The sequence below is a fragment of the Pseudomonas sp. SIMBA_041 genome (genome assembly GCF_046535095.1).
Taxonomy (GTDB): domain Bacteria; phylum Pseudomonadota; class Gammaproteobacteria; order Pseudomonadales; family Pseudomonadaceae; genus Aquipseudomonas; species Aquipseudomonas mucoides.
Window position 1 is genome coordinate 124,793 of record NZ_JAWRXJ010000011.1, and the last position, 20,492, is coordinate 145,284.

Below are 20,492 nucleotides of genomic sequence, written 5' to 3' on the forward strand. Positions count from 1 at the left end.
AAATGATTCCAGCGTGGATAGTTGAATACGCGGCGCTGTTGGGCCGGGGGCTGCAAACGACCATCACCATTTTGTTGATTTCCAGCGTGTTCGGTTATGCGCTCGCAGTGCTGGTGGCGCTGGCCCGGATCTCGAAAAACAAAGTGATCGCCAAGGTCAGCCTGTTCTATACCAGCGTGACGCGCGGTACGCCGTTGCTGATCCAGATCTACATCTTCTACTACGGCCTCGGCAGCCTGTTTGCGCAGTTCCCGTTGATCCGCGGCAGCTTCCTCTGGCCATACCTGCGCGACGGTTACTGGTACATCGTGTTTGCCTTGGTGGTGTCGGTAGGGGCCTATGTCGGCGAAGTGATTCGCGGCGGGTTGCTGGCGGTGCCCAAAGGGGAAATGGAAGCGGCGTCGGCGTTTGGCATGACCCCGCGCCAGTCGTTGCTGCGGGTGCGTTTGCCCAGGGCGTTGCGTCTGCTGTTGCCGACCCTGGCCGGGGAGACCGTGATGCTGCTGAAGTCCACCGCACTGGCCTCGACCATTGCGATTGTCGATCTGTTGGGCGCCGCCAACGTGGTGCGGGCGCAAACGCTGCAAGTCTATCAACCGTTGCTGTTGGTGGCCGGCGTGTATGTCTGCCTGACGTTCATGATCGAAGCGCTGTTTGCCTTTGCCGAACGGCGCGGGACACCCGTGCGCAGGTCGGTGTAATGAGTACGCCAAGGATGGTTGACCGGTCGTTGCAAGGCATTGGCCTGTGCACCTTGGGTTATACGTTCCTGGCCCTGCAGGACGCCGCCATCAAGTGGCTGGTGGCGGATTATTCGGTGGTCAGCATTCTGTTCTGGCGCGCCCTTGTGGTGGTCCTGGCCTGTCTGCTGGCCGGGCATTTGCGTTTGGTCCAGCGCGCCTGGCGCTCGCCGAGCCGACGCTTGCTGGTGGTGCGCGGGTTGTTGTCGATTGTTGCCTGGGTGCTGTATTACACGGCGGCCCGGGACCTGACCCTGGCGGAAATGACCACGTTATATTTTTCCGCACCGATCATGGTCACGGTGCTGGCGGCGGTGATTCTCAAGGAGCGCGCCAGCGGCTGGCAGTGGCTTAGCCTGATCATCGGTTTTGTTGGTGTGATCATCGCCTGCCGCCCGAGCAACCTGGTTGATCCGGTGCCGGTGGTGCTGACGTTGTTGGCGGCGATGTGCTGGGCGTTCACCTACATCCAGTTGCGCCAGGTGGATGAGCAGACGTCCGTGCTCGAACAGATGTTGATCACCAACGTGGTGTTTGTGATTTGCATGGCAGTGGCGTTGCCCTGGACCTACACACCCGCACCCACCCCCGCGTGGGTCGGGATGCTCGGCGCCGGGCTGGTCGGCGGCATCGGCCAGTTTCTGCTGTTTGCCAGTTTTCAGCGGGCCACGGCCACGTTGCTCGCACCGTTCGAATACACCGGGCTGATCTGGGCGTTCCTCTTGTCGAGCCTGATCTGGGGCACGCTGATGGACGAGTCGCTGATGGTCGGTGCCGGGCTGATCGCCGTCAGCGGCACCCTGGCGATGATCTTCGGCCGTCACCCCTCACAGGACGTCGTCGGTGCTGAATGCTCCGTGTCGCAGCCCCTTTATCCAGCAGCGACAGATGTGGAGGCCGTTGGCGGGGCTGAAGGTTTCGGGGTTCAGGCACCACTCGATCCAGAGACCGTCGAGCATCGCCGATAAGCCGATGGCAGCCAGGCGCGTGTCGTGGATCACGAAACCTTCGCTGGCCGCCATGTCATCCAGCAGTTGGCGGAGCAGGTCGAGGTAGGCACGGTAGCTTTTTTCGTGGGATTGGCTGACGTGTTCTGAGTGCCGGATCAGGCTCCAGAACACCACCCAGACCCCAAGCAATTGCGGGTCCATGACCCGAGGCGAGAAGGAACCGGTGAGGAACGCGTCCATCTTCTGCGCGGGCGTGCCGGCCTGCTGGATCTCCTGGAGCAGGGCGGTGGTCAGCTCGCTGGCGATCTTTTGATAGGTGTCGGCAATCAACGCATCGATGCTGCCGAAATGGTGATTGAGCAACCCCACGGACACCCCGGCCTCGGTGGCGATGCGGCGCACGGAAATGCCGGCGTGACCGTCGCGCACCAGGCAGCGCAGGGTGGCGGCCACCAGCATTTCGCGACGCTCGTCCGGTTCAGCGCGGCGGTTTTTTGTGGAAGGGACTGTCACAAGGATTCCTTGGGTGTGTTGCCTGGTTGGCGAGCTTAGTTGAACGTGCGTTCAATCTCCAGTTCGGCCTTGGCAACGTGTCGGTTTTTAACGTTCGTGACGCGGGAGGACAAGCAGATGGCGCAGGATGTTTCGTTCAGTGTTCGCAACAACAACGGTGACTCGGTGCAGGTCGGCGCGTGGCGCTACGACGGCAATGGCAGCGGCCCGACCGTGCACCTCCAGGCCGGGGTGCATGCGGATGAAATCGCCGGGATGCTGGTGTTGCATCTGCTGATGCAGAAGCTTGAGGTCGCCCAGGCCCAGGGGCGGCTCAACGGCCGCGTGACGGTGGTGCCGCAAGCCAATCCGCTGGGCATCGGGCAGTTTCGCCAAGGACGCCTTCTCGGTCGCTTTCATGAGGCTACCGGGCATAACTTCAACCGCGGGTTCGACCAGTCGGCCGCCATGGCCCAACCCTCGACCAACGTCCAGGAATGGCAAAAAAAACTGGTGCAGCTCGCGGCCCCGGCGGACGTGATGCTCGACCTGCACACCGATGACGAAGCAATGCCCTACCTCTACGTCCACCGCCGTTTCTGGCCCCGTGGTCGTGAATTGGCCGCCGCGATGAAAATGGACGTGGCGATCATCTGGGATGACGGCGGCGATGGCTCTTTCGAAGAGACCCTCATTGCGCCATGGCTGCGCGACGGCGTCACCGACCAACGCATGGCGGCGACACTGGAGTTGCGCGGGCAAGGCGACGTCAGCGACCGGTTTGCCGAGCAGGACGCCGAAGGGTTGTACGTCTGGCTATGCGGCTGCGGGGTCATCGATGAGGCGCAGGCACCCGTTGACTGGCCCGTCGAGGCGATGGAAATGGGCCACATGGAAACCATTCTGGCGCCGCAGCCCGGCGTGTTGATCTTTGAAAAAGAATTGGGGGATTTCGTCGAAGAAGGGCAGCGCTTTGCGCGGATTCTGCGGCGGCCGGGCGATCCATCGTCCGAGATGGTTTTGGTCGCCGAGCAAGCGGGGCGCATGGTCACCCGTTATCGCGATCGGCTGGTGCCGCAGGGCACGGTGGTGGCGAAATTCACCGGCAGCCGGGTATCGCGCAACTGGAGCGGCGGGTTGCTCGATCCGAACTAGCAGAGCGCAGCCGTCATTCATGAAGGCTGCGCCCGCGGCTCAGGGCTTGAGGTCCGCCAGTTGTTCCAGCAAGTCTGCCGAAGGGATGAAAAACAAGCCTCCAGTGGAGGCAGTGCGCAAATCCAGCAAGCGGACATAATTGCCCGGTGGTCGGCCGACAATCATGTTCTCCAGCATCTGTTCAAGGGGATCGGGCGAACGGGCGTAGCCGATGAAGTACGTGCCAAACTCGCCCGCACCCGGACTGCCAAAGGGCATATTGTCGCGCAGGATCTTCACTTCTTCGCCGCCCTTGGTATCGTGGTCAAGGCACTGTGTGAACGCGGCGCTGTTTGAGACGATGGCCAGACACATGGGCGTCGAGACAGACAAGTTGGCGGCGCTTGAAATCGATGACCCTTATAAAGCGGTGGCGGTTGACGTGGCGGCACTGAAGGCCAATCCGAACCTGCCGGGTGGTTTCACGGTGACGGGGCTGGTGTACGACGTGACGACCGGGCTGATCGAAACGGTGGTTCCTTCCGGGTTGCTGCGCCCCGATTAAATGAGATGGATGTAAACTGCGCGCCTGATACGCAACAGCCCCTTTTCACCTCAAGCGCGAGATCCTCATGGCTAACCAAGACATCACGTTCATCCCTGATCCAGACCAGGACTCCATCTCCTCCGACGTTGCCGGTTTTGGTGGGCTGCTGGTCTCCACTCAGATCCCTACCCGCGCCGACGGCAGTCTGGAACTGGGTGGCATCGTCGAGCAGAGCGAATGCACGCTGCAAGCGCTCAAGTCAGCACTGGAAGGGGCTGGCAGTTCGATGGATCGGGTGTTGCACCTGACCATCTACCTCACCGACATGGCTGATCGCGCCGCGTTCAACGAGGTCTACAAGCGTTTCTTCGCCAAGCCGTGGCCGGTTCGCGCCGCTGTGGGCGTGGCCGCTTTGGCGGTCGAAGGCATGCGTGTGGAAGTCACCGCAATGGCGGCCAAGGGCTGAATTATTGAGCGGGATTGGAGCCTGTAGCGCACCAATCCCGCTCAATGTTTACGGCTGGGTTGGCAGCGGCGGGGTGCGCGGCGGGATCAAGCGTTTGCTCCCGGTGGCTTCAAACGCCGACGCCAAGCGCAGCAGCGACGAATCGTCATAGGCGCGACCGGCGAACGTCAGCCCGACAGGCATGCCGATGTCCGGCATCACGCCCATCGGCACCGTGACCGTCGGAACGCCGAGGTGGCGGATGGCGAGGTTGCCGTTGGCGACCCAAATGCCATTGCTCCACGCAATGTCCGCAGACGCAGGATCGACATCGGCGTTCGCCGGGCCCACGTCGGCGACGGTCGGGAACAGCACCGCGTCCAGTCCCAGGCGATCCATCCATTGCTCAAGATCGATACGCCGCGTGTGTTCAAGCCCGCGCAAGCCATCAGGCACGGTGGTGATCTCGTTCCACGGCGTAATGCCGCGTTCAGCCATCCGCACATATTCGTCCATGCCGGCCGCCAGATCGCCCTCGCGGTTGGGCAGCGTGCCGGGGTCGTGGGGGAAAATCAGCGGCCCGTCGACGTCAACCAGGCGATTCAGTTTGGGATCGCCATTGGCCTGAAGGAAATCATCGAACGCCCAGGCCGTCAGGTCCCACAATTCGTGGTGCAGGAACTCCTTGGAGACGATGCCGCGATTGAACACGGTCGGTGCCCCCGGACGGTCGCCTTCGCAGTTGGAGACCAGCGGGAAATCGACTTCGACGACTTCAGCGCCGGCGGCTTCGAGGGCCTTGCGAGCCGCTTCCCATAGACCGATTACCGAGGCGCGGGTGTTGATGCGCTGCCCGGTCGGCCCGCCGATACCCGGCGCCTCGCTGGTGCCGGCTTCAAGATCTTTGTTGATGTACATGCGCGGCACGCCGAAACGCTTGCCGGCGAGAGCCTCAGGTTGTGCGGCCAGGTCATGATAGGAAGCGGGGCGCACCGAGGAGACACTGGGAATCGGCACCCAGGGTTGCATCCGCCACAGATCGCCGCGGGTGTCCGGGTCTTCGGCCACGACAATGTCGAGCACCTCAAGCAGGTCCGCCATGGTCCGGGCGAACGGCACGACCACGTCCATGGTCGGTGTCAGCGGCCAGTTACCGCGCACCGAAATCACCCCGCGCGAGGGCGTGTAGGCGCACAAGCCATTGTTCGATGCTGGGCCGCGCCCACTCGACCAGGTTTCTTCCGCAAGGCCGAACGCGGCGAAACTGGCAGCAGTTGCGGTGCCGGCACCGTTCGACGAACCCGAAGCGAAAGGCGCGGTAAGGTAGTCCGCGTTGTACGGGCTCTCGGCACGACCATAGACCCCGCGCTGCATACCGCCGTTGGCCATGGGCGGCATGTTGGTCTTGCCCAGGCAGATGGCACCGGCACCGCGCAGGCGTTCGATGGTGAACGCATCGCGATAGGCAATCAGATTGGCGAAGGCCGGGCTTCCGGAGGCGGCGGTCAGCCCCTTCACCAGATAGCTGTCCTTGGCCGTGTAGGGGATGCCGTCGAGCGGGCCCAGCGTTTCGCCTTTGGCCCGACGGGCATCCGACGCTTGCGCTTCCTTGAGCGCGTCGGGGTTGCGAACCACCACCGCGTTGAGGGCGGTAGGGGTGTCGGCGCCGTCGTAGGCATCGATCCTGGCGAGATAAGCCTCTACCAACTCGACCGCCGTGGTCTGGCCGGATTCAAGCGCAGCACGCAGTTGCGCAATGGAAACCTCAGTGACTTCAATCATGCTGTGACCGCCGGCGGCTGATGGGAGACGTGGGATTCAGGGGCATCACTTATCTGAAAATGGGGGTTCATATCGATTCTCGTTGCACTGCATGACGCGGGGCAGGGGCTGGACGGGTGACCTGAGCGTTGCATTTTGGCATTAAGCCGGTGGCAGAGGAAACGCTGTGCGCAGATCGTGCCGGACGGGGGCGCCGTCAGTCAGTGACGCTCGAGCGGTGGACGAGCGACAACTATCATGAGGCGGGTCAAAACCATCATGAAGCAGGTGATCACTGTATGAAGAAGGACGAGCCCGTTGCACAGGCTGCCGTGACGCAGGACGCCTCGGCGTTGATAGACGACAGAATCAAGGAACTGGGCGATTGGCGGGGCGAGATGCTCGGTCACATTCGAACGTTGATCCGTCAGGCCGATCCCGAGGTGGTCGAGGAATGGAAGTGGCGGGGCGTGCCGGTCTGGTCTCACGCCGGGATCCTGTGCACCGGGGAGACCTACAAAAGCGTGGTCAAAATGACCTTCGCCCAAGGCGCCGCGCTGGAGGATCCGGCAGAGCTGTTCAATGCCAGCCTGGAAGGCAATACCCGACGTGCCATTGATGTGCATGAGGGCGAAAAGCTCGATGAAAAGGCGTTGAAGGCACTGATCAAGTCCGCCGTGGCGCTCAACCTGTCGCGGGCGGCCGCTCGGCGTAAACCGGTCAAGTGAGCACAAATCGGGAGAACACCAGCGCAATTTTTTGTGGGTAGTACCAATTGGCCATCACCTCCGTTAGAGTGTGCGCCGCCCGAGAGACGGATCCCGGGCACATTCTCATGGAGTTTTTCAGTGAAGTACCTCAGTAAAGTTGTCGCGGTTGCTCTGTTCGGTCTGGTTTTGGCGGGTTGCACCGGTGCCCCGATGAACACCCAGCATTATGACGCCAGCCAATACACCGTCCTCGGCCACAGCGAAGCATCCGCTACCGGCCTGTTGCTGTTTGGTGTGATCCCGATCCGGCAGAACAGCCGTTTTGTTCGCGCGCAAGACGCGGCGATCAAAGCCAAGGGCGGCGACGCGATGATCAACACCCAAGTGCAGGAAAACTGGTTCTGGGCCTGGGTCCTGACCGGTTACACCACCAAAATCTCCGGTGATGTGGTCAAGCTGAAAAACGTTCAGTAAGCGCAGAGTCCTGCTGATAGGTGGGGGGGCGTTGACGAAGAAGCCCGCACAAGGCGGGCTTCGGATTTCGAGTAGGTGGCCAGTGCTGGTTTCTGGCTTACAAGGTTTATCAGGACTCTGACAGAACAGTGTTATGTACTTCTGCTTCACACGGCGTAAGGGCTGGATCTCAGCGCGGAGATCTTTCTAACCGTGTACCCTTCGGGACGTGCCCCACGTCTCCTTGCTATCCGCTTGCGCATCAGTCTGCGTCTTCACCTACACCTTCAGAATAGCAAAGCATGCGCAGTGTAAAGCGCGCTCTTTAGACCGATTTCGTCCTGTGAAAAACACGGCAGGACGGAAAACTGCTATCGGCACGGCCCACCCCGAAAGGCAGGCTGTTCCAGCGGGCCGGATCACACCAGATTGATCTCGACATCGATGTTGCCACGGGTCGCTTTGGAGTACGGGCAGGTTTGATGAGCCGCGTCCACCACGGCGCGGGCGACGGCTGGATCCAGGCCTGGAAGGCTGACATTGAGGCGTGCCTGGAGGAAAAAAGCGTTATCGGTTTTGCCCAGGTCGATTTCGGTATCCACGGCCACGTCGCTCGGAAGTGTCACGTTCAATGCGACCGCCGCTTTACCCATCGCACCGATAAAACACGCCGACCAACCCGCCGCCAGCAACTGTTCCGGATTGGTGCCGCTGCCCGACGAACCGGGCGGGGACAGCTTGATGTCCAGGCGTGCGTCCGAACTTTTGGACTGGCCGTCACGGCCACCGGTGGTGTGGGTTTTGCCGGTGTACAGCACAGTGTCGATTTGATTGATCATGGCAAGTTCCTGCTGAGGGTATAGGGCTTGTGTGTTCAGGTCGCGGGTTCAGGGAAGTCCTTGCGACGTGGCGCACTTTTGCACCCTCATGTCGTGCGTGTGTGTCTGGAACCGGCCGTTGTGTATCGCTGTGTAAGATCGCCGGCGAACATACAGATCGATACAATTCTGCCCGTCGGAATCGCATCTGATAGGCTTCTGCGCCAGACAATTCCCACTTTCAGGCGCACTCAATGTTCAACATTCGTGTCATGACCCTGGACGATTACGAGACCGTCATCGAACTGATGCGGCGCACGCCCGGCGTCTCGCTGCGTGACGCAGACTCGCGTGAATCCACTGCCCGCTATCTGGAACGCAACCCGGGGTTGAGCTTTGTGGCGCAAGTCGACGGTGTGGTGTGCGGTTGCATCATGTCGGGCCACGACGGGCGTCGAGGGTACTTGCAGCACCTGATTGTCGAGCCGGCGTTTCGGCGTCAGGGCATTGCGAATGCATTGGTGGAGCGTTGCCTGTCGAGTCTTGAGCCACTCGGTATCCTCAAGTGCCATCTCGATGTGTTCAAGACCAATGAGGCGGCGGCCCGCTATTGGCAACGTCAGGGCTGGACGCTGCGGACGGATATCGATCGGTACTCGTTTACCCGGTCGGGCAATACGAACGCCTGACCGAGTAAGAACGACACCGTCCTGTAGCAGTCTTCGCCAGCTGCTAGGCTCTCACTTAGCGCCCCTAAGCCGCTCACGTCATCGTTGGGTCGCCGGGAGCCTAAAATGAAATGCGCATTTCTGACGTTCATAGCCCTACTCACCTGCTCATCGGCCATGGCATCACCGCCAGATGGAGAAGTACTTTTTCAAGATAACTGTGTTGGTTGTCACGGGCCTCGAGGCGCGGGAGGATCGGCGCCCAAGCTGGCCGGAGATGCCAGTGAGTGGAAATCAAAAGTATTCGAGCGCGCCGTGCTGAGCGGTATCGACGACCATGGGAAGCCTCTGAAGGCGCCAATGCCGCATTGGGCTAGCGCTAGCTTCAAGTCTGACAACGGTGTAAAGCCAAGCAAACTTGAAATTGATGCCATTCAGAAATACCTGCATCAGCAACAGTAGTGTGTTTGCTTCGACCGAATGCTTTCGTTTCGGCGACATGTTTTTCACGCAGTGCTCACAGACTGGAGCGCAGATTACCCTTGCTCCTTTGAAAAATCCCCATTTGGCCCGCCCGCATGCGGGCCATTTTTTTGGCTGCGCGGGCCATCGCAAAAACTCATTTAGCACTGGCGGCTACCGGTTATGAAGGGACGTTTTAGGGGGCGGATTCAACCGGTCGATTCAACAGTTTGGCTAAATCGTTCAGCGGTCTACCGATCATGAGTCTCGTGGGTTTGGCAGTTCTGATTAACACGCAAACCGCTTTTCTGCCTGAAGAGGTCAACTGTCTGACATTCCTACGGTCAGCCATCCCCAGCTCACTCCTCCAACCCCGCCCGCCGCAGTCCCTCCGTAAACCGTGCAAGGTCCTCCGCACGCTGAATAGGCAGCCAATCCCTCAGATTAGAAACCCGCAACAACGGATCCAGCGCTCGCAGGTGCTGCATGGCCTGCTTCGCTTTGTCCATGCGTCCGCTGAGCGCGTAACTGGCCGCCACCAAGGCCACCGGGGCCAGCAGATTGGGTAGGTTGCCCAAGGCTTTTTCCGCCCATTGCGTAGCGAGGTCGAAGCGGCCGGCGAAGAAGTGCGCGAGCGACATCCCAATCTGCATCCTGAACATTTCGGGGTCCACCGGACTCAAGCGAACGGCATGGGTCAAGTCCTTGATGGCGCCTTCAGTTTCACCGCGCAGCGCGCGCAAGACGCCGCCCAGGAACCAGGCGGGGGCGAGGTTAGGGTTGAGCAGGCGTGCCCTGTCGAGCAGCGCTATGCCCCCATCGACATCACCGGCCAGATGAGCAAGCGCATGTCCGCCGCGCGTCAACGCGACGGCATCGTCGCGTCCGAGTGTCACCGCCAGGCGCGCAAGCCGCGTGCCTTCGGCGATTTCGGCAGGCCGGTCGCTCATCCAGCCATTGAGCTTGCGCCAGAAGTGGCACCAGGCGGCCATGCCATAGGCTGAGGCGAATTCCGGGTCGAGTTCTATGGCTGTGTTGAACATCGGCAGGGCATCTGCGATGGCTTCGCGGGTGCCGCTGTGCAGTTTTGCCATGGCCCTCAAGTAATAATCGTAGGCGTCCAGGCTTTCGGTGGGTTTGCGTTTGGCGCGTTCGATTTCTGCCCGTTCCAGTTGCGGCGCGATGGCACCCACGACACTTTCGGCGATTTGATCCTGCAACTCGAAGATGTCGTCGATCAGGCCTTCGAACCGTTCCGCCCAGAGGTGCGTGCCACTGGTCGCGTCGATGAGTTGCCCGGTGATGCGCACCTTGTTCCCGCACTTGCGCACGCTGCCTTCGAGCACGTAGCGAACGCCCAGCGTCTGACCTATGCCCTGGATGTCCACCGCCTGACCTTTGTAGGTGAAGCTCGAGTTGCGCGCGATGACGAACAGCCAGCGGATCCTTGAAAGGGCGACGATGATGTCCTCTACCACGCCGTCGGCGAAGTATTCCTGCTCTGGATCGCCGCTCAGATTCTGGAAGGGCAAGACCGTAATCGACGGTTTGTCCGGGAGAAGCAGCGCAGAGGAGGGCGTTTGCCTGGAGGCCGCGTGTTCGTCGACGCCTGGGTGTCGTGCTTGCTCGCTGTTGTCGACGTTGATGTGCCCGACGAAGCGGTAACCCTTACGGGCAATCGTGCGGACAAGGCGCTGCTCTTCGCCCGTATCGCCGATGGCTTTACGCACCGCATTGATGTGGCTGGTGATCGTCGACTCCGAGACGATCCGGCCGCTCCACACGGCTTTGAGGAGGTCGTCCTTGCTGACAACGCAATCGCGGTTGCACATCAGGTACAGCAATAGATCGAAAGTCTGTGGCCCGACGGCCACGACTTGCCCACGCAAGGTCAATTCCCGGCGCTCTTGATCGAGCACGAAGTCTTCAAACGCGAATTGCAACGTGGGCGTCCCCTGGCAAAGCGCCTTCAACTCCGTGTCCCAGGCTGCTGGTGATATTTAGTTGAGATTGATAATACGGCAGCTCGAAACCCGTTGCATGGTCCACGGTGACGATGGACGAATAACCACTGCTTTGGACGCAAATCCAAGCGTTCATGAAGGTAAATCCAAGCCCGCTGCAAGGACTTGCCGCGTGCGCGCATGCAATCTCTCTACACCGACGCAATGGTTGCCGTCGACACGTGGAGAACAGCCATGAAGATCGTAGTTATCGGAGGCTCCGGCCTCATCGGATCGAAACTTGTGAACACCCTTCGCGAGCGCGGCCACGACGCGGTCGCCGCCAGCCCCAGCACGGGCGTGAACAGCATCACCCGCGAAGGCCTGGCCGCAGCGATGGATGGTACTGACATCGTTGTGGACGTGGCGAACGCGCCGTCGTGGGAAGACCAGGCCGTGCTTGATTTTTTCGAAACATCGACGCGTAACCTGCTGGCCGCCGAAGCGGCCGCCGGGGTTCGTCATCACGTAGCCCTGTCGATCGTCGGTAGCGAACGCCTTCCCGACAGCGGTTATTTTCGGGCCAAGGTCGCGCAGGAAAACCTGATCAAGGCATCCGGCATTCCTTACACCCTGCTGCGTGCCACGCAGTTCTTCGAGTTTGTCGAAGGCATCGTCCAGTCGTTCGCTGTCGGCGAGGAGTTTTGTGTCTCGCCGGCGCTGATCCAGCCGATAGCGTCCGACGATGTGGTGGCGGCGCTGGCCGATGTGGTGCTGGCAGCACCGGTCAATGGCACGGTTGAAGTGGGTGGCCCGGAAGCGATGCCGATTGACGAACTCGCCAGGCGTTTTCTGCGGGCGACTGGGGACAGCCGCAAGGTCCTGCCGGACGTGCACGCCCGTTACTTCGGCGCCGTGCTCGACGATCAATCGCTGGTGCCTGGCAAGAATCCACGGCTGGGGGCGATCTGCTTCGAAGACTGGATCGCTCAATCGAAGGCCCGATAACGGCCCGCACCCTCACATTCCCACCCACGAAGGAGCCATCCCATGGTTACTCGAATCCTGTTGGCCGCGGCCTTCGCAGTGCTATCGATCAGCGCAGCGTCCGCCGCTGAGCCGCCCCACGGCAAGGTGACGGTCGTGTTCGACCGTCCCATTCCCAATCTTCCTGGCAAGAGCATGAAAGGCGTCGTCGTCGAGTACGGGCCGGGCGCTGCGTCGCCGGCCCACACCCATCCAAAAACGGCCTTCATCTATGCAACGGTCCTGGAAGGCTCGTTTCGCATCAAGGTCAAAGGCGAACCGGAAAAGATCTACACCGTCGGCCAAAACTTCGTAGAGGAGCCGGGCTCCGTGCATGAGGTCAGCGCCAACGCCAGCGATACCGAGCCTGCACGCCTGCTGGCAGTGTTCGTCCTCGACACCAACGAAAAGGAACTCGTCACACCGATCAAAAAATGAGCCGGTCAACGCGCTCATGAATGTTCGACAGCCGGGCGGCAGACTCTGCCGCCCGGCGGCAGCGGTTGTTCCAGGCACTGAACAGGAAATAAAAATATGAACTCGCTCCAGGACAATGCCGCCATTGGCGCTGACGCCGGCACTCCTGTTGTCATTGCGCCGCGAAGCAAGCGCCAGACCATCGGCAAACTGCTGTGCGTCGCTGCTGTAGGGGTTATGGTGGCCTGGGTGGTTATTGCATTTTCGAGTGGTGTGACCTCGACCGATAATGCCTATGTCCGCGGTGATGTTACGTCGCTCGCCGCCAAAGTCGGTGGCTATGTCACAGCGCTGGAGGTTGAGGACAATCAGACTGTACGGGCCGGTGACGTGCTGTTTCGTATCGATGAGCGCGACTATCGCGCCAGACTGGCGCAAGCGGAGGCCAATGTCAGCGCAGCCCGGGCACGCCTGACCCATGTCGATGCACAGATCCAGTTGCAACATGCGTTGATTCGACAGGCCGAAGCGCAACGCCGTTCGGCCACCGCCGAGATGAGCCTGGCGACCAAGACCCATGACCGCAGCCGCCAGTTGATCGTCAGCAACGCGGTCAGCCAGGCACTGGTCGATGAAACCGGCACCGCGCAATCCAGAGCCGAGGCGTCGGTTTCGGCTGCTTCGGCAACGGTCGAGGCGCAACAACAAAACATCGCCGTGTTCGTGGCCGAACGAGCGGCGGCCGAGGCGGCTGTGTCGCAAGCGCAGGCCGCGCGTGATCTCGCGCAGATCGATCTTGACCACACCGTGGTGCGCGCGCCGGTGGCGGGTGTTGTCGGCAACCGGCAGATTCGACTCGGCCGGTTCGTGACACCGGGCGTTGCCTTGCTCGACATCGTGCCGGTCAACGATGTATGGGTCGTGGCCAATTTCAAGGAAACCCAGCTCGAAACCCTCCATCCCGGCCAGCGTGTGCGTATCACGGTCGATGGCTATCCCGACCAGGCCATTGCCGGCGTGGTCGACAGTTTTGCACCGGGCAGTGGTTCGGCGTTCAGCTTGCTACCGCCCGACAACGCGACCGGTAACTTTGTGCGTGTCGTGCAGCGGGTTCCGGTAAAGATCCGCTTTGCCCACAACCCAATGCCGGGGCGTATCGTGCCGGGTCTGTCCGCGCGGGTTGAAGTGGCGAGCGGGGATGACTCATGAACACGACTGTCGCCACGCGCAGCCCTGTCAGTGCCACCTCCGGCGTGCTGCTCATGACGGGGATCGTGCTGGCCACGTTGACGGAAGCGATCGCCAGCACCGTTCTATCGCTCGGACGCGGCGACATTATCGGCGACACCTATGCCACGCCTGATGAGTTCGCCTGGCTGGACGTTGGCTACATCGCGCTAAAGCTGATCGGGTTCATGACTGCCCCGTGGCTGTTGAGCCGTTTCTATCCGCGTCATGTGATCACCGGCTCAACACTGTTAATGGGGCTGGCGTGCTGCATGGCCGCCATTACCGCTCAGTTGGACCTGCTGGTTGCGCTTCGCGTTATCCAGGGTTTCGCTGCGGGGATCCTGCTGGTCGGGGGGCAGGCGCTGATATTTCGCGCGTATACGCGGTCCTGGCAGCCAATCCTGCAAGCCCTGTTCGCCATGGGTTCGGTGGTCGCACCCGGGACGGTCGCGCCGGCCCTGCAAGGGTGGCTGATCGACAGCCAGTCCTGGACCTGGATTTTCTTCAGCGTGGTGCCGCTGGCCTTGGCGGCGTCCGGTCTTTTGCTCATCGCCGACCACCCGGTGCCTGCCAGTGCGCGACAACGCTCCTTCGACTGGCTCGGCTTCGCACTGATCGCTACGACGCTGTTCTGTTTCACCTACGTGCTCAGTCAGGGCAGCCGCTGGGACTGGTTTGAGGAACCGCACATTCTGTTGCTGACGATGCTTGGCGGCGGCGCGTTGCTGGCATTTATCGGTCAGCAACTGTTGGTCAAAGGCCAGGGGCTGTTCGATTTCACCGTGTTCAAATCGAGCGATTTTACCTTTGCCTTTATCGTCAGTTTCGTCGCCGGTGCTGCGTTGTTCGGCAGCGCGTTCCTGATTCCGGCGTTTGCCCTGTCGGTGCTCGCGTTCACCCCGACCGAGGCCGGCCTGCTCTTGTTGCCCAGTAGCGGTTTTTTTATCGGCTCACTGTTTATCGCGGCCTTTCTCTTCAAAGTCCGCCACGTTCCCCCTGTGGCGACCGTGCCCTTTGGCATCCTGATGATCATGGGGGCCATGTGGATGCTGTCCGGTTCGACCAGCGAAAGCGGCACGGCCAGCATGATGACCGCCATCCTGCTACGAGGCCTGGGCCTTGGTTTCCTGTTTCTGTCGATCACGCTGATCGCCTTCAGCGACCTCAACAGCCGCAACCTCGCCTGTGGCATTGGCCTGTTCAACACAGGGCGGCAATTGGGGGGCTTGATGGGCGTCGCGGGGCTCCAGACGCTGATCGAGCATCACGTTGTCATCAATAGCGCGGTCCTTGGTGCCAACGTTACGCCAGGAGGGAACGCACTCATCGAACGGCTGACCACCACAGGTGCGATGCTGGCGGGAAAGGGCATGGACCCAGTCTCCGCCGGTCGTGCCGCGACGAGCCTGTTGGGCAAGGTCGTGACTGGGCAGGCTACTGTGATTGCTTTTGATACCGCGTTCTTCGCAGTCGCGATGCTCTTTGTCGTTGCTGCCCCTCTGTTGGTTATTCTCAAGATTGGACTGTCGCGATACGCGAAAGCGCCTGCGATGCGAGCCGTAGCCGAAGTCGAAAACGGCTAGTACGAGCTCACCCAGCAGCCTGAGGTGTACAAACCAGCCGACAAAAAAAAGCCGCCCAAAAAGGCAGCCCAAAAAAAAGCACGCGGTGTATGGCGTCAGTATTGTTGGCGCAAGGTTACACAATGATGACGGTTGGGCGCGCATGCGCCCCCGTCGGTCTCAATATACTTGCGGCACGATCAGTTCCGGTGGCGTCGGGCTGCGCGTGTAGTGTTCCTGGCGCACGCGTTCTGGCAGCTCGATCACCGGGGATTGCACTTCTTCATACGGCATCTGCCCCAGCAGGTGGTGGATGCAATTGAGTCGGGCCTGTTTCTTGTCGTTGGCCTGCACTACCCACCACGGCGCTTCGGCGATGTGGGTGCGGTCCAGCATGATTTCCTTGGCCTTGGTGTACGCCTCCCAGCGACGGCGGGATTCCAGGTCCATCGGGCTGAGCTTCCATTGCTTGAGCGGGTCATGAATGCGGCTGAGGAAGCGTAGGTGCTGTTCCTGGTCGGAGATCGAGAACCAGTATTTGATCAGCTGGATACCGGAACGGGCGAGCATCCGTTCGAACTCCGGCACGGTGCGGAAAAATTCTTCGTATTGGTCGTCGTTGCAGAAACCCATGACCTTCTCGACGCCCGCACGGTTGTACCAGCTGCGGTCGAACAGCACGATTTCGCCGGCGGCCGGCAGGTGCGAGACATAGCGCTGGAAATACCATTGGGTGCGCTCGCGGTCGTTGGGGGCGGGCAGGGCGGCGACCCGGCAGACTCGCGGATTGAGCCGCTGGGTGATGCGCTTGATCACGCCGCCTTTGCCCGCTGCGTCGCGTCCTTCAAACAGGATCACCACTTTATGCCCGGTTTTCACCACCCAGCTTTGCAGCTTGACCAGTTCACCCTGCAGGCGGAACAGCTCGCTGAAATAGCGGCGACGCTGTTCTTTTTCGCGGCTGTCACCGACGTGCTCATCGAACAGTGCGTTAAGGTCGTGTCCGTCCTCCATCAACTCCAGTTCCAGCTCTTCGTCGCTGTGGTCGAGCAGCTCACGATGGATACGTTGAATCAGGGTGTCGTTGTCTAAATGCATGGTCCGAGTCCCGACAGAGGTGGAGGTGGCCATGCTAGGCCGGGGGATGTGACGGACAAGTGACGATGAAGACATAGTGAAAAAAACCGTGGTGTCATCTTGGTGTCACCTAACCCATGGCAGGATCCTCGCAAACCGTCTTGAGCGCTCAGCGGAACTCCGTCCGCGGGCTGATGAAATTGCCAGGAATCCGCCCCATGAAAGGAGACGCCTCCCTGTTTGCAGCCATCGACCTGGGCTCCAATGCGTTTCGCATGATGATTGGCCAACCGGTCAAACGGAACCAGAAGTGGATGATTCACGAGGTGAAAACCCTGCGTGAACCTGTCCGTTTGTCGGAGGGTTTCCAGGGCGGAGCGCTGGATGAAATGGCGCTGGACCGTGGCTGGCAGGCGCTCTCGCGATTCGGCAAAAAGCTACGCGGATTCGAACCTGGGCGGGTGCGGGCGGTGGCGACCAGCGCAGTGCGCGAGGCCGACAATGCACAACTGTTTTTGGCGAGCGCCGAGCGTCATCTCGGCTTTCGCATCGATGTGATTTCCGGGCACGAAGAGGCGCATCTGGTGTACGCCGGTGTGGCCCATTCGATCCCCAGTCCGCTTAGCATGCGACTGGTGGTGGACATCGGCGGCGGTTCCACCGAGTTGATTCTGGGGCAGGGCACTCAACCGCTGTTGACCGAGAGCATTGCGATTGGCAGCGGCACCTTTGGCGCGCGTTATTTTTCCGGTGGTTGCATCACGGCTCCGGCACTGCTGGAGGCGGAACGGGTGGCCACGCTGCAGTTTGAAAAAGTCGCGCGGCGTTATCGAGCGTTGGGTTGGCAGCAGGCCATCGGCTCGTCGGGGACCGCACGGATGCTCGCCAAAGTGCTCAAGGCCAACGGCATGAACGACGACGGCGAAAGCGGCATCACCTACAGCGGCCTGCTGCGCCTGTCGTTGCGCCTGCTGGAAGTGGGGCATGTGAAACAGCTCAAGCTGGCCGGCCTGCAAAACCACCGTTTGAGCACCTTGCCGGGTGGGCTGGTGGTGATGCTGGCGGCGTTCAAAGTCTTCGGTATCTCGCAGATGACGCCTTCCGAGGGCGGGTTGAGGTTCGGGGTCCTGCATGGCCTGATGGCCCGGCATTGAACCCCGCCCCCCCGTTCTAGACACCGTCAATGAGGCGAGGCAACGCCAGCGGGTTTGCGTCTCGCAACACCTGCGGCAGTAGCGCTTGCGGAAAACCCTGGTAAGCCACCGGGCGCAAGAACCGCTCAATCGAGGTCATGCCGACCGACGTGAAGCGGCTGTCCGACGTCGCCGGAAACGGTCCGCCGTGAACGGTGGCAAACGTCACTTCCTGCGGGTGCGCGAAGGCATTGACGACGATGCGTCCGGTGCGGCGCTCCAGCACGGGCAACAAGCGCTGCGCCAAAGGCAGATCCTCATCCTCAAGGTGCATGGCCGCCGACAGTTGGCCCCGCAGCGAACGCGCAACAGCGAGCATTTCTGCCTCATCCCTGACGTTCACCAACAGCGCTGACGGGCCGAAGACTTCTTCAGCCAGCAGCGCTTCGCTCAGGAATTGATCGCCGTCGACTTCCAGCAACGCAGAGGCGCCCTCCAGTGCCGCAATGGCCGGTGCACCTTCGCCAATACGCCGTGCCCCTGCGTCCTCGATCTGGCCAAGACCGTTCAAATAGGCTGCGTGAATGCCGGGTGTCAGCATCGGTCGCGCTGACGCCTCGTTGACGCGCTTGATCATCGCGGCGCGCATGGCCTCAAAGCCAGGCCCGTCGATGGCAATCAACAGCGCGGGTTTCAAGCAGGCTTGCCCGACGTTGACCAGCATGCGCTCGATAAAGCCGTCACCGATCAGCGCACCTTTTGCCGCCTGCGCATGGGGCAGGATGAACGTCGGGTTGATGCTGGTCATCTCGGTGAACACCGGAATCGGATCGGGACGCCGTTGCGCACGGCGATACAGCGCCATGCCGCCACGTTCCGAACCGGTGAACGTCACCGCTTTGATCAGCGGGTGATCGACCAGCGCTTCACCGATGGCGTTACCGTCACCGCGCACCATCGAAAACACGCCTTCGGGCAGATCGTGCGCTTGCACAGCGTCGCGGATAGCATGTGCCTGAATTTCCGAAGCCCCGGGATGCGCGTTATGCGCCTTGAGGATCACGGTTGCGCCGGCGGCCAGTGCCGAAGCGGTATCACCGCCGGCAACCGAATAGGCGATAGGGAAGTTGCTCGCGCCGAAAATCGCTACCGGGCCGAGGGCGATCTTCTGCAAACGATGGTCCATGCGCGGACGCGGCTGACGATCAGGTTGTGCCGGATCAATGGCCAGTTGCAGGAAGCGTCCTCTGCGTACGACATCGGCAAACTGGCGAAACTGGGTGGCGGCTTTTATCGCTTCGCCCTCCAGTTGCGCCTCGGGCACGCCGGTTTCGAGTGCGGCTCGGGCCGCCAGCGCCTGACGGACCTTATCGAGATTGTCGGCGATGCTGTCGAGGAACGCGGCGCGCTTGGCCAGCGAGGTATGGCTGTAAACATCGAACGCTGCATCAGCGAGGGTCGCGGCCCGGTCGACGTCGGCCGAGCCACCCAGGGCGAAATCCGGTTCAATCAACTGGTTCGTGGCAGGGTTGAGCGCCTTCATCGTTCCTTCAGAACCGCTCACATCACGAGCGCCGATCATGAGCTTGCCTGTCAAGTTCATGGGCGGTCACCTTGGGTCAGCGTGGCGATAAGTTCGGGTGTGGTCACGATGGAATGAGCGAACGTAGGACCATTCAGTTCATGGGCCGAGTGCATCATTTCAGGCTTGAAGGCCGCCGTGGCGTCGCGCACCAGGGTGACGTGATAGCCCAGTTCTTGGGCGTAACGTGCGGTAGCCTCGATGCAGGTATTGGCCAGCAACCCAACGATGATCACGTGGGTAATGCCTTTCTGCTTAAGGCGGAAATCAAGGTCGGTGTTGGCAAAACCGCTCGAGCCCCAGTGCTCCTGAACGACGATGTCGCCGTCCTTCGGCGCGAAATCCGGGTGCCATTCACCACCCCATTCGCCACGCGCGAAGTGATGCATGTGCATGATCTTGCATTGGGTGGGGCTCGGGTGATCCCAGTTTTCGTAGTCGCCTTTTTCCCAGCGGTGGTGCGGTACGATGACCACCGGAATGTCGAGGGCGCGGACGGTGCGGTCGAGTGCGCGCAAGTTGTCGAGCAGGCCGACTTGGGCAGCGATCGGTTCGATCAATGGATAGACTTTGCCGCCCTCGGAGAGGAAGTCGTTGTAAGGATCGACCAACAGATAAGCGGTTCTGTCGAGGGGATAGAGGGCTTTTGACATGGCGGTGTTCTCCTGGAATGTTGAGTGACCGATGTCCGGCGCTTGCCCGGATATCATGTTGATATGATAATCATAGTAACCGCAAGAGAGGCAAGACCGCATGTCGGTAAATACACCTGTTCCTGAAACCCTGTGCCCGATTTCACGGGCCGAGGCCGTCGTCGGCGACCGCTGGACGGTTCTGGTGCTGCGCGAGTTGTTCATGGGCAGCCATCGATTCGACGAGATCCAGGCGCAAACCGCCGGGACCCCGCAAATGATCGCCACCCGTCTCAAACGCCTGGAGGCTGACGGGCTGGTCGTGCGCCGCGCCTACAGCGAGCGGCCCCCGCGCTACGAGTACCACCTGACGCCCAAAGGCGATGCGTTCTATTCCGTGGTGCTGGCACTGCGCGCCTGGGGTGAAACCTGGTGCAAGTCGGAGGAGGAGGGGCTGGCGGTCGTTTACACCCACGCCACCTGTCGACATCCCGCAGGGCTGGGGCCGTTGTGTGCACATTGCGGCGAACCGTTGCGCCGTGGCGAACTGATCAGCACACCCAGCGAAGCCTACGCCGCTGAACGCAAAGCACGACGTGACGCCTTCAAGGGGGGGCGTGGGGCGGATCCGGTCGCAGTGGTTCAGGGTCAATGAGCCCATTGAAGTGAGTCCCCGGTGAATGTCAGCTGTCTGGTGACGGTGGGCATTT

General features: G+C 61.1%; 21 protein-coding genes and 2 pseudogenes. 15 read left to right on the top strand and 8 right to left on the bottom strand.

Going from position 1 to position 20,492, the window contains the following annotated elements:
- Positions 1-2 precede the first annotated feature (2 nt).
- Together SB725_RS24610 and SB725_RS24615 are read left to right on the top strand one after the other, a co-directional pair.
- On the top strand, positions 3-701 hold the full coding sequence (locus tag SB725_RS24610) for an ABC transporter permease subunit (RefSeq protein ID WP_027924736.1): 699 nt from the start codon (positions 3-5) through the stop codon (positions 699-701).
- Positions 701-1,708: a DMT family transporter gene (locus SB725_RS24615; RefSeq protein ID WP_410922698.1), complete on the top strand. Its 1,008-nt coding sequence runs from the start codon at positions 701-703 to the stop codon at positions 1,706-1,708. The genes SB725_RS24610 and SB725_RS24615 overlap by 1 nt, the downstream gene beginning before the upstream one ends.
- Here the strand turns inward: SB725_RS24615 and SB725_RS24620 are convergent.
- Positions 1,664-2,149, bottom strand: a pseudogene (locus SB725_RS24620) (TetR family transcriptional regulator C-terminal domain-containing protein); the annotation flags it as partial. The gene SB725_RS24615 and the pseudogene SB725_RS24620 overlap by 45 nt on opposite strands.
- 171 nt (positions 2,150-2,320) lie before the next feature.
- On the opposite strand from SB725_RS24620, the gene SB725_RS24625 reads away from it, so the two are divergent.
- Positions 2,321-3,337: a succinylglutamate desuccinylase/aspartoacylase family protein gene (locus SB725_RS24625; protein ID WP_410922699.1), complete on the top strand. Its 1,017-nt coding sequence runs from the start codon at positions 2,321-2,323 to the stop codon at positions 3,335-3,337.
- Positions 3,338-3,376: 39 nt separating this feature from the next.
- Here SB725_RS24625 and SB725_RS24630 read toward each other — a convergent pair.
- Positions 3,377-3,657 (bottom strand): annotated as a pseudogene (locus tag SB725_RS24630) (Dyp-type peroxidase); the annotation flags it as partial.
- 32 nt (positions 3,658-3,689) lie between these two features.
- Here SB725_RS24630 and SB725_RS24635 point away from each other — a divergent pair.
- Both SB725_RS24635 and SB725_RS24640 read left to right on the top strand, forming a co-directional pair.
- Positions 3,690-3,881: a hypothetical protein gene (locus SB725_RS24635; RefSeq protein WP_027924732.1), complete on the top strand. Its 192-nt coding sequence runs from the start codon at positions 3,690-3,692 to the stop codon at positions 3,879-3,881.
- A gap of 67 nt (positions 3,882-3,948) precedes the next feature.
- Positions 3,949-4,329, top strand: coding sequence for a RidA family protein (locus SB725_RS24640; protein ID WP_027924731.1), 381 nt, complete (start codon positions 3,949-3,951; stop codon positions 4,327-4,329).
- A 48-nt stretch (positions 4,330-4,377) separates the two neighbouring features.
- Here the strand turns inward: SB725_RS24640 and SB725_RS24645 are convergent, their stop codons facing one another.
- On the bottom strand, positions 4,378-6,090 hold the full coding sequence (locus tag SB725_RS24645) for an amidase (RefSeq protein ID WP_059182689.1): 1,713 nt from the start codon (positions 6,088-6,090) through the stop codon (positions 4,378-4,380).
- Between the two features lie 278 nt (positions 6,091-6,368).
- On the opposite strand from SB725_RS24645, the gene SB725_RS24650 reads away from it, so the two are divergent.
- Both SB725_RS24650 and SB725_RS24655 read left to right on the top strand, forming a co-directional pair.
- Entirely contained in the window at positions 6,369-6,797 is a 429-nt protein-coding gene (locus SB725_RS24650; RefSeq protein ID WP_410922700.1) for a DUF1801 domain-containing protein, read from the top strand.
- A gap of 120 nt (positions 6,798-6,917) precedes the next feature.
- On the top strand, positions 6,918-7,253 hold the full coding sequence (locus SB725_RS24655; protein ID WP_027924728.1) for a hypothetical protein: 336 nt from the start codon (positions 6,918-6,920) through the stop codon (positions 7,251-7,253).
- A gap of 398 nt (positions 7,254-7,651) precedes the next feature.
- Here the strand turns inward: SB725_RS24655 and SB725_RS24660 are convergent, their stop codons facing one another.
- Positions 7,652-8,071: an organic hydroperoxide resistance protein gene (locus SB725_RS24660; protein ID WP_059182691.1), complete on the bottom strand. Its 420-nt coding sequence runs from the start codon at positions 8,069-8,071 to the stop codon at positions 7,652-7,654.
- A 233-nt stretch (positions 8,072-8,304) separates the two neighbouring features.
- On the opposite strand from SB725_RS24660, the gene SB725_RS24665 reads away from it, so the two are divergent.
- Positions 8,305-8,739, top strand: coding sequence for a GNAT family N-acetyltransferase (locus tag SB725_RS24665; protein WP_059182692.1), 435 nt, complete (start codon positions 8,305-8,307; stop codon positions 8,737-8,739).
- A 105-nt stretch (positions 8,740-8,844) separates the two neighbouring features.
- Entirely contained in the window at positions 8,845-9,180 is a 336-nt protein-coding gene (locus SB725_RS24670) for a c-type cytochrome (RefSeq protein ID WP_410922701.1), read from the top strand.
- Positions 9,181-9,539: 359 nt separating this feature from the next.
- Here SB725_RS24670 and SB725_RS24675 read toward each other — a convergent pair whose 3' ends face one another.
- Complete coding sequence (locus SB725_RS24675) at positions 9,540-11,123, bottom strand: winged helix-turn-helix domain-containing tetratricopeptide repeat protein (RefSeq protein WP_059182694.1); 1,584 nt, start codon at positions 11,121-11,123, stop codon at positions 9,540-9,542.
- Positions 11,124-11,378: 255 nt separating this feature from the next.
- Here SB725_RS24675 and SB725_RS24680 point away from each other — a divergent pair, with 255 nt between their 5' ends.
- The 4 genes from SB725_RS24680 to SB725_RS24695 all read left to right on the top strand — a co-directional run bounded on the left by SB725_RS24680 (position 11,379) and on the right by SB725_RS24695 (position 15,379).
- Positions 11,379-12,131 (top strand): SDR family oxidoreductase, encoded by a 753-nt coding sequence (locus tag SB725_RS24680; protein WP_027924723.1) that lies wholly within the window; start codon positions 11,379-11,381, stop codon positions 12,129-12,131.
- A 42-nt stretch (positions 12,132-12,173) separates the two neighbouring features.
- The gene (locus SB725_RS24685; RefSeq protein ID WP_027924722.1) at positions 12,174-12,587 is read left to right on the top strand and encodes a cupin domain-containing protein; all 414 of its coding nucleotides are present in this window, start codon (positions 12,174-12,176) and stop codon (positions 12,585-12,587) included.
- A 96-nt stretch (positions 12,588-12,683) separates the two neighbouring features.
- Positions 12,684-13,775: an HlyD family secretion protein gene (locus tag SB725_RS24690; RefSeq protein WP_410922702.1), complete on the top strand. Its 1,092-nt coding sequence runs from the start codon at positions 12,684-12,686 to the stop codon at positions 13,773-13,775.
- Entirely contained in the window at positions 13,772-15,379 is a 1,608-nt protein-coding gene (locus SB725_RS24695; RefSeq protein WP_410922703.1) for an MFS transporter, read from the top strand. The genes SB725_RS24690 and SB725_RS24695 overlap by 4 nt, the downstream gene beginning before the upstream one ends.
- 159 nt (positions 15,380-15,538) lie before the next feature.
- Here the strand turns inward: SB725_RS24695 and ppk2 are convergent, their stop codons facing one another.
- Entirely contained in the window at positions 15,539-16,456 is a 918-nt protein-coding gene (gene ppk2 / locus SB725_RS24700) for a polyphosphate kinase 2 (RefSeq protein ID WP_027924719.1), read from the bottom strand.
- A 197-nt stretch (positions 16,457-16,653) separates the two neighbouring features.
- Between ppk2 and SB725_RS24705 the strand changes: the two genes are divergently transcribed.
- Positions 16,654-17,589: a Ppx/GppA family phosphatase gene (locus SB725_RS24705; RefSeq protein WP_027924718.1), complete on the top strand. Its 936-nt coding sequence runs from the start codon at positions 16,654-16,656 to the stop codon at positions 17,587-17,589.
- Positions 17,590-17,605: 16 nt separating this feature from the next.
- Here the strand turns inward: SB725_RS24705 and SB725_RS24710 are convergent, their stop codons facing one another.
- A complete protein-coding gene (locus SB725_RS24710) occupies positions 17,606-19,171 on the bottom strand; it encodes an aldehyde dehydrogenase (NADP(+)) (RefSeq protein ID WP_410922704.1) in 1,566 nt (521 codons plus the stop codon).
- Positions 19,168-19,803 carry an isochorismatase family cysteine hydrolase gene (locus tag SB725_RS24715; RefSeq protein WP_027924716.1) on the bottom strand — a complete coding sequence of 212 codons (636 nt, stop codon included), beginning with the start codon at positions 19,801-19,803 and terminating at the stop codon, positions 19,168-19,170. The genes SB725_RS24710 and SB725_RS24715 overlap by 4 nt, the downstream gene beginning before the upstream one ends.
- A 100-nt stretch (positions 19,804-19,903) precedes the next feature.
- On the opposite strand from SB725_RS24715, the gene SB725_RS24720 reads away from it, so the two are divergent.
- Positions 19,904-20,437 carry a winged helix-turn-helix transcriptional regulator gene (locus tag SB725_RS24720; protein ID WP_027924715.1) on the top strand — a complete coding sequence of 178 codons (534 nt, stop codon included), beginning with the start codon at positions 19,904-19,906 and terminating at the stop codon, positions 20,435-20,437.
- Positions 20,438-20,492 lie beyond the last annotated feature (55 nt).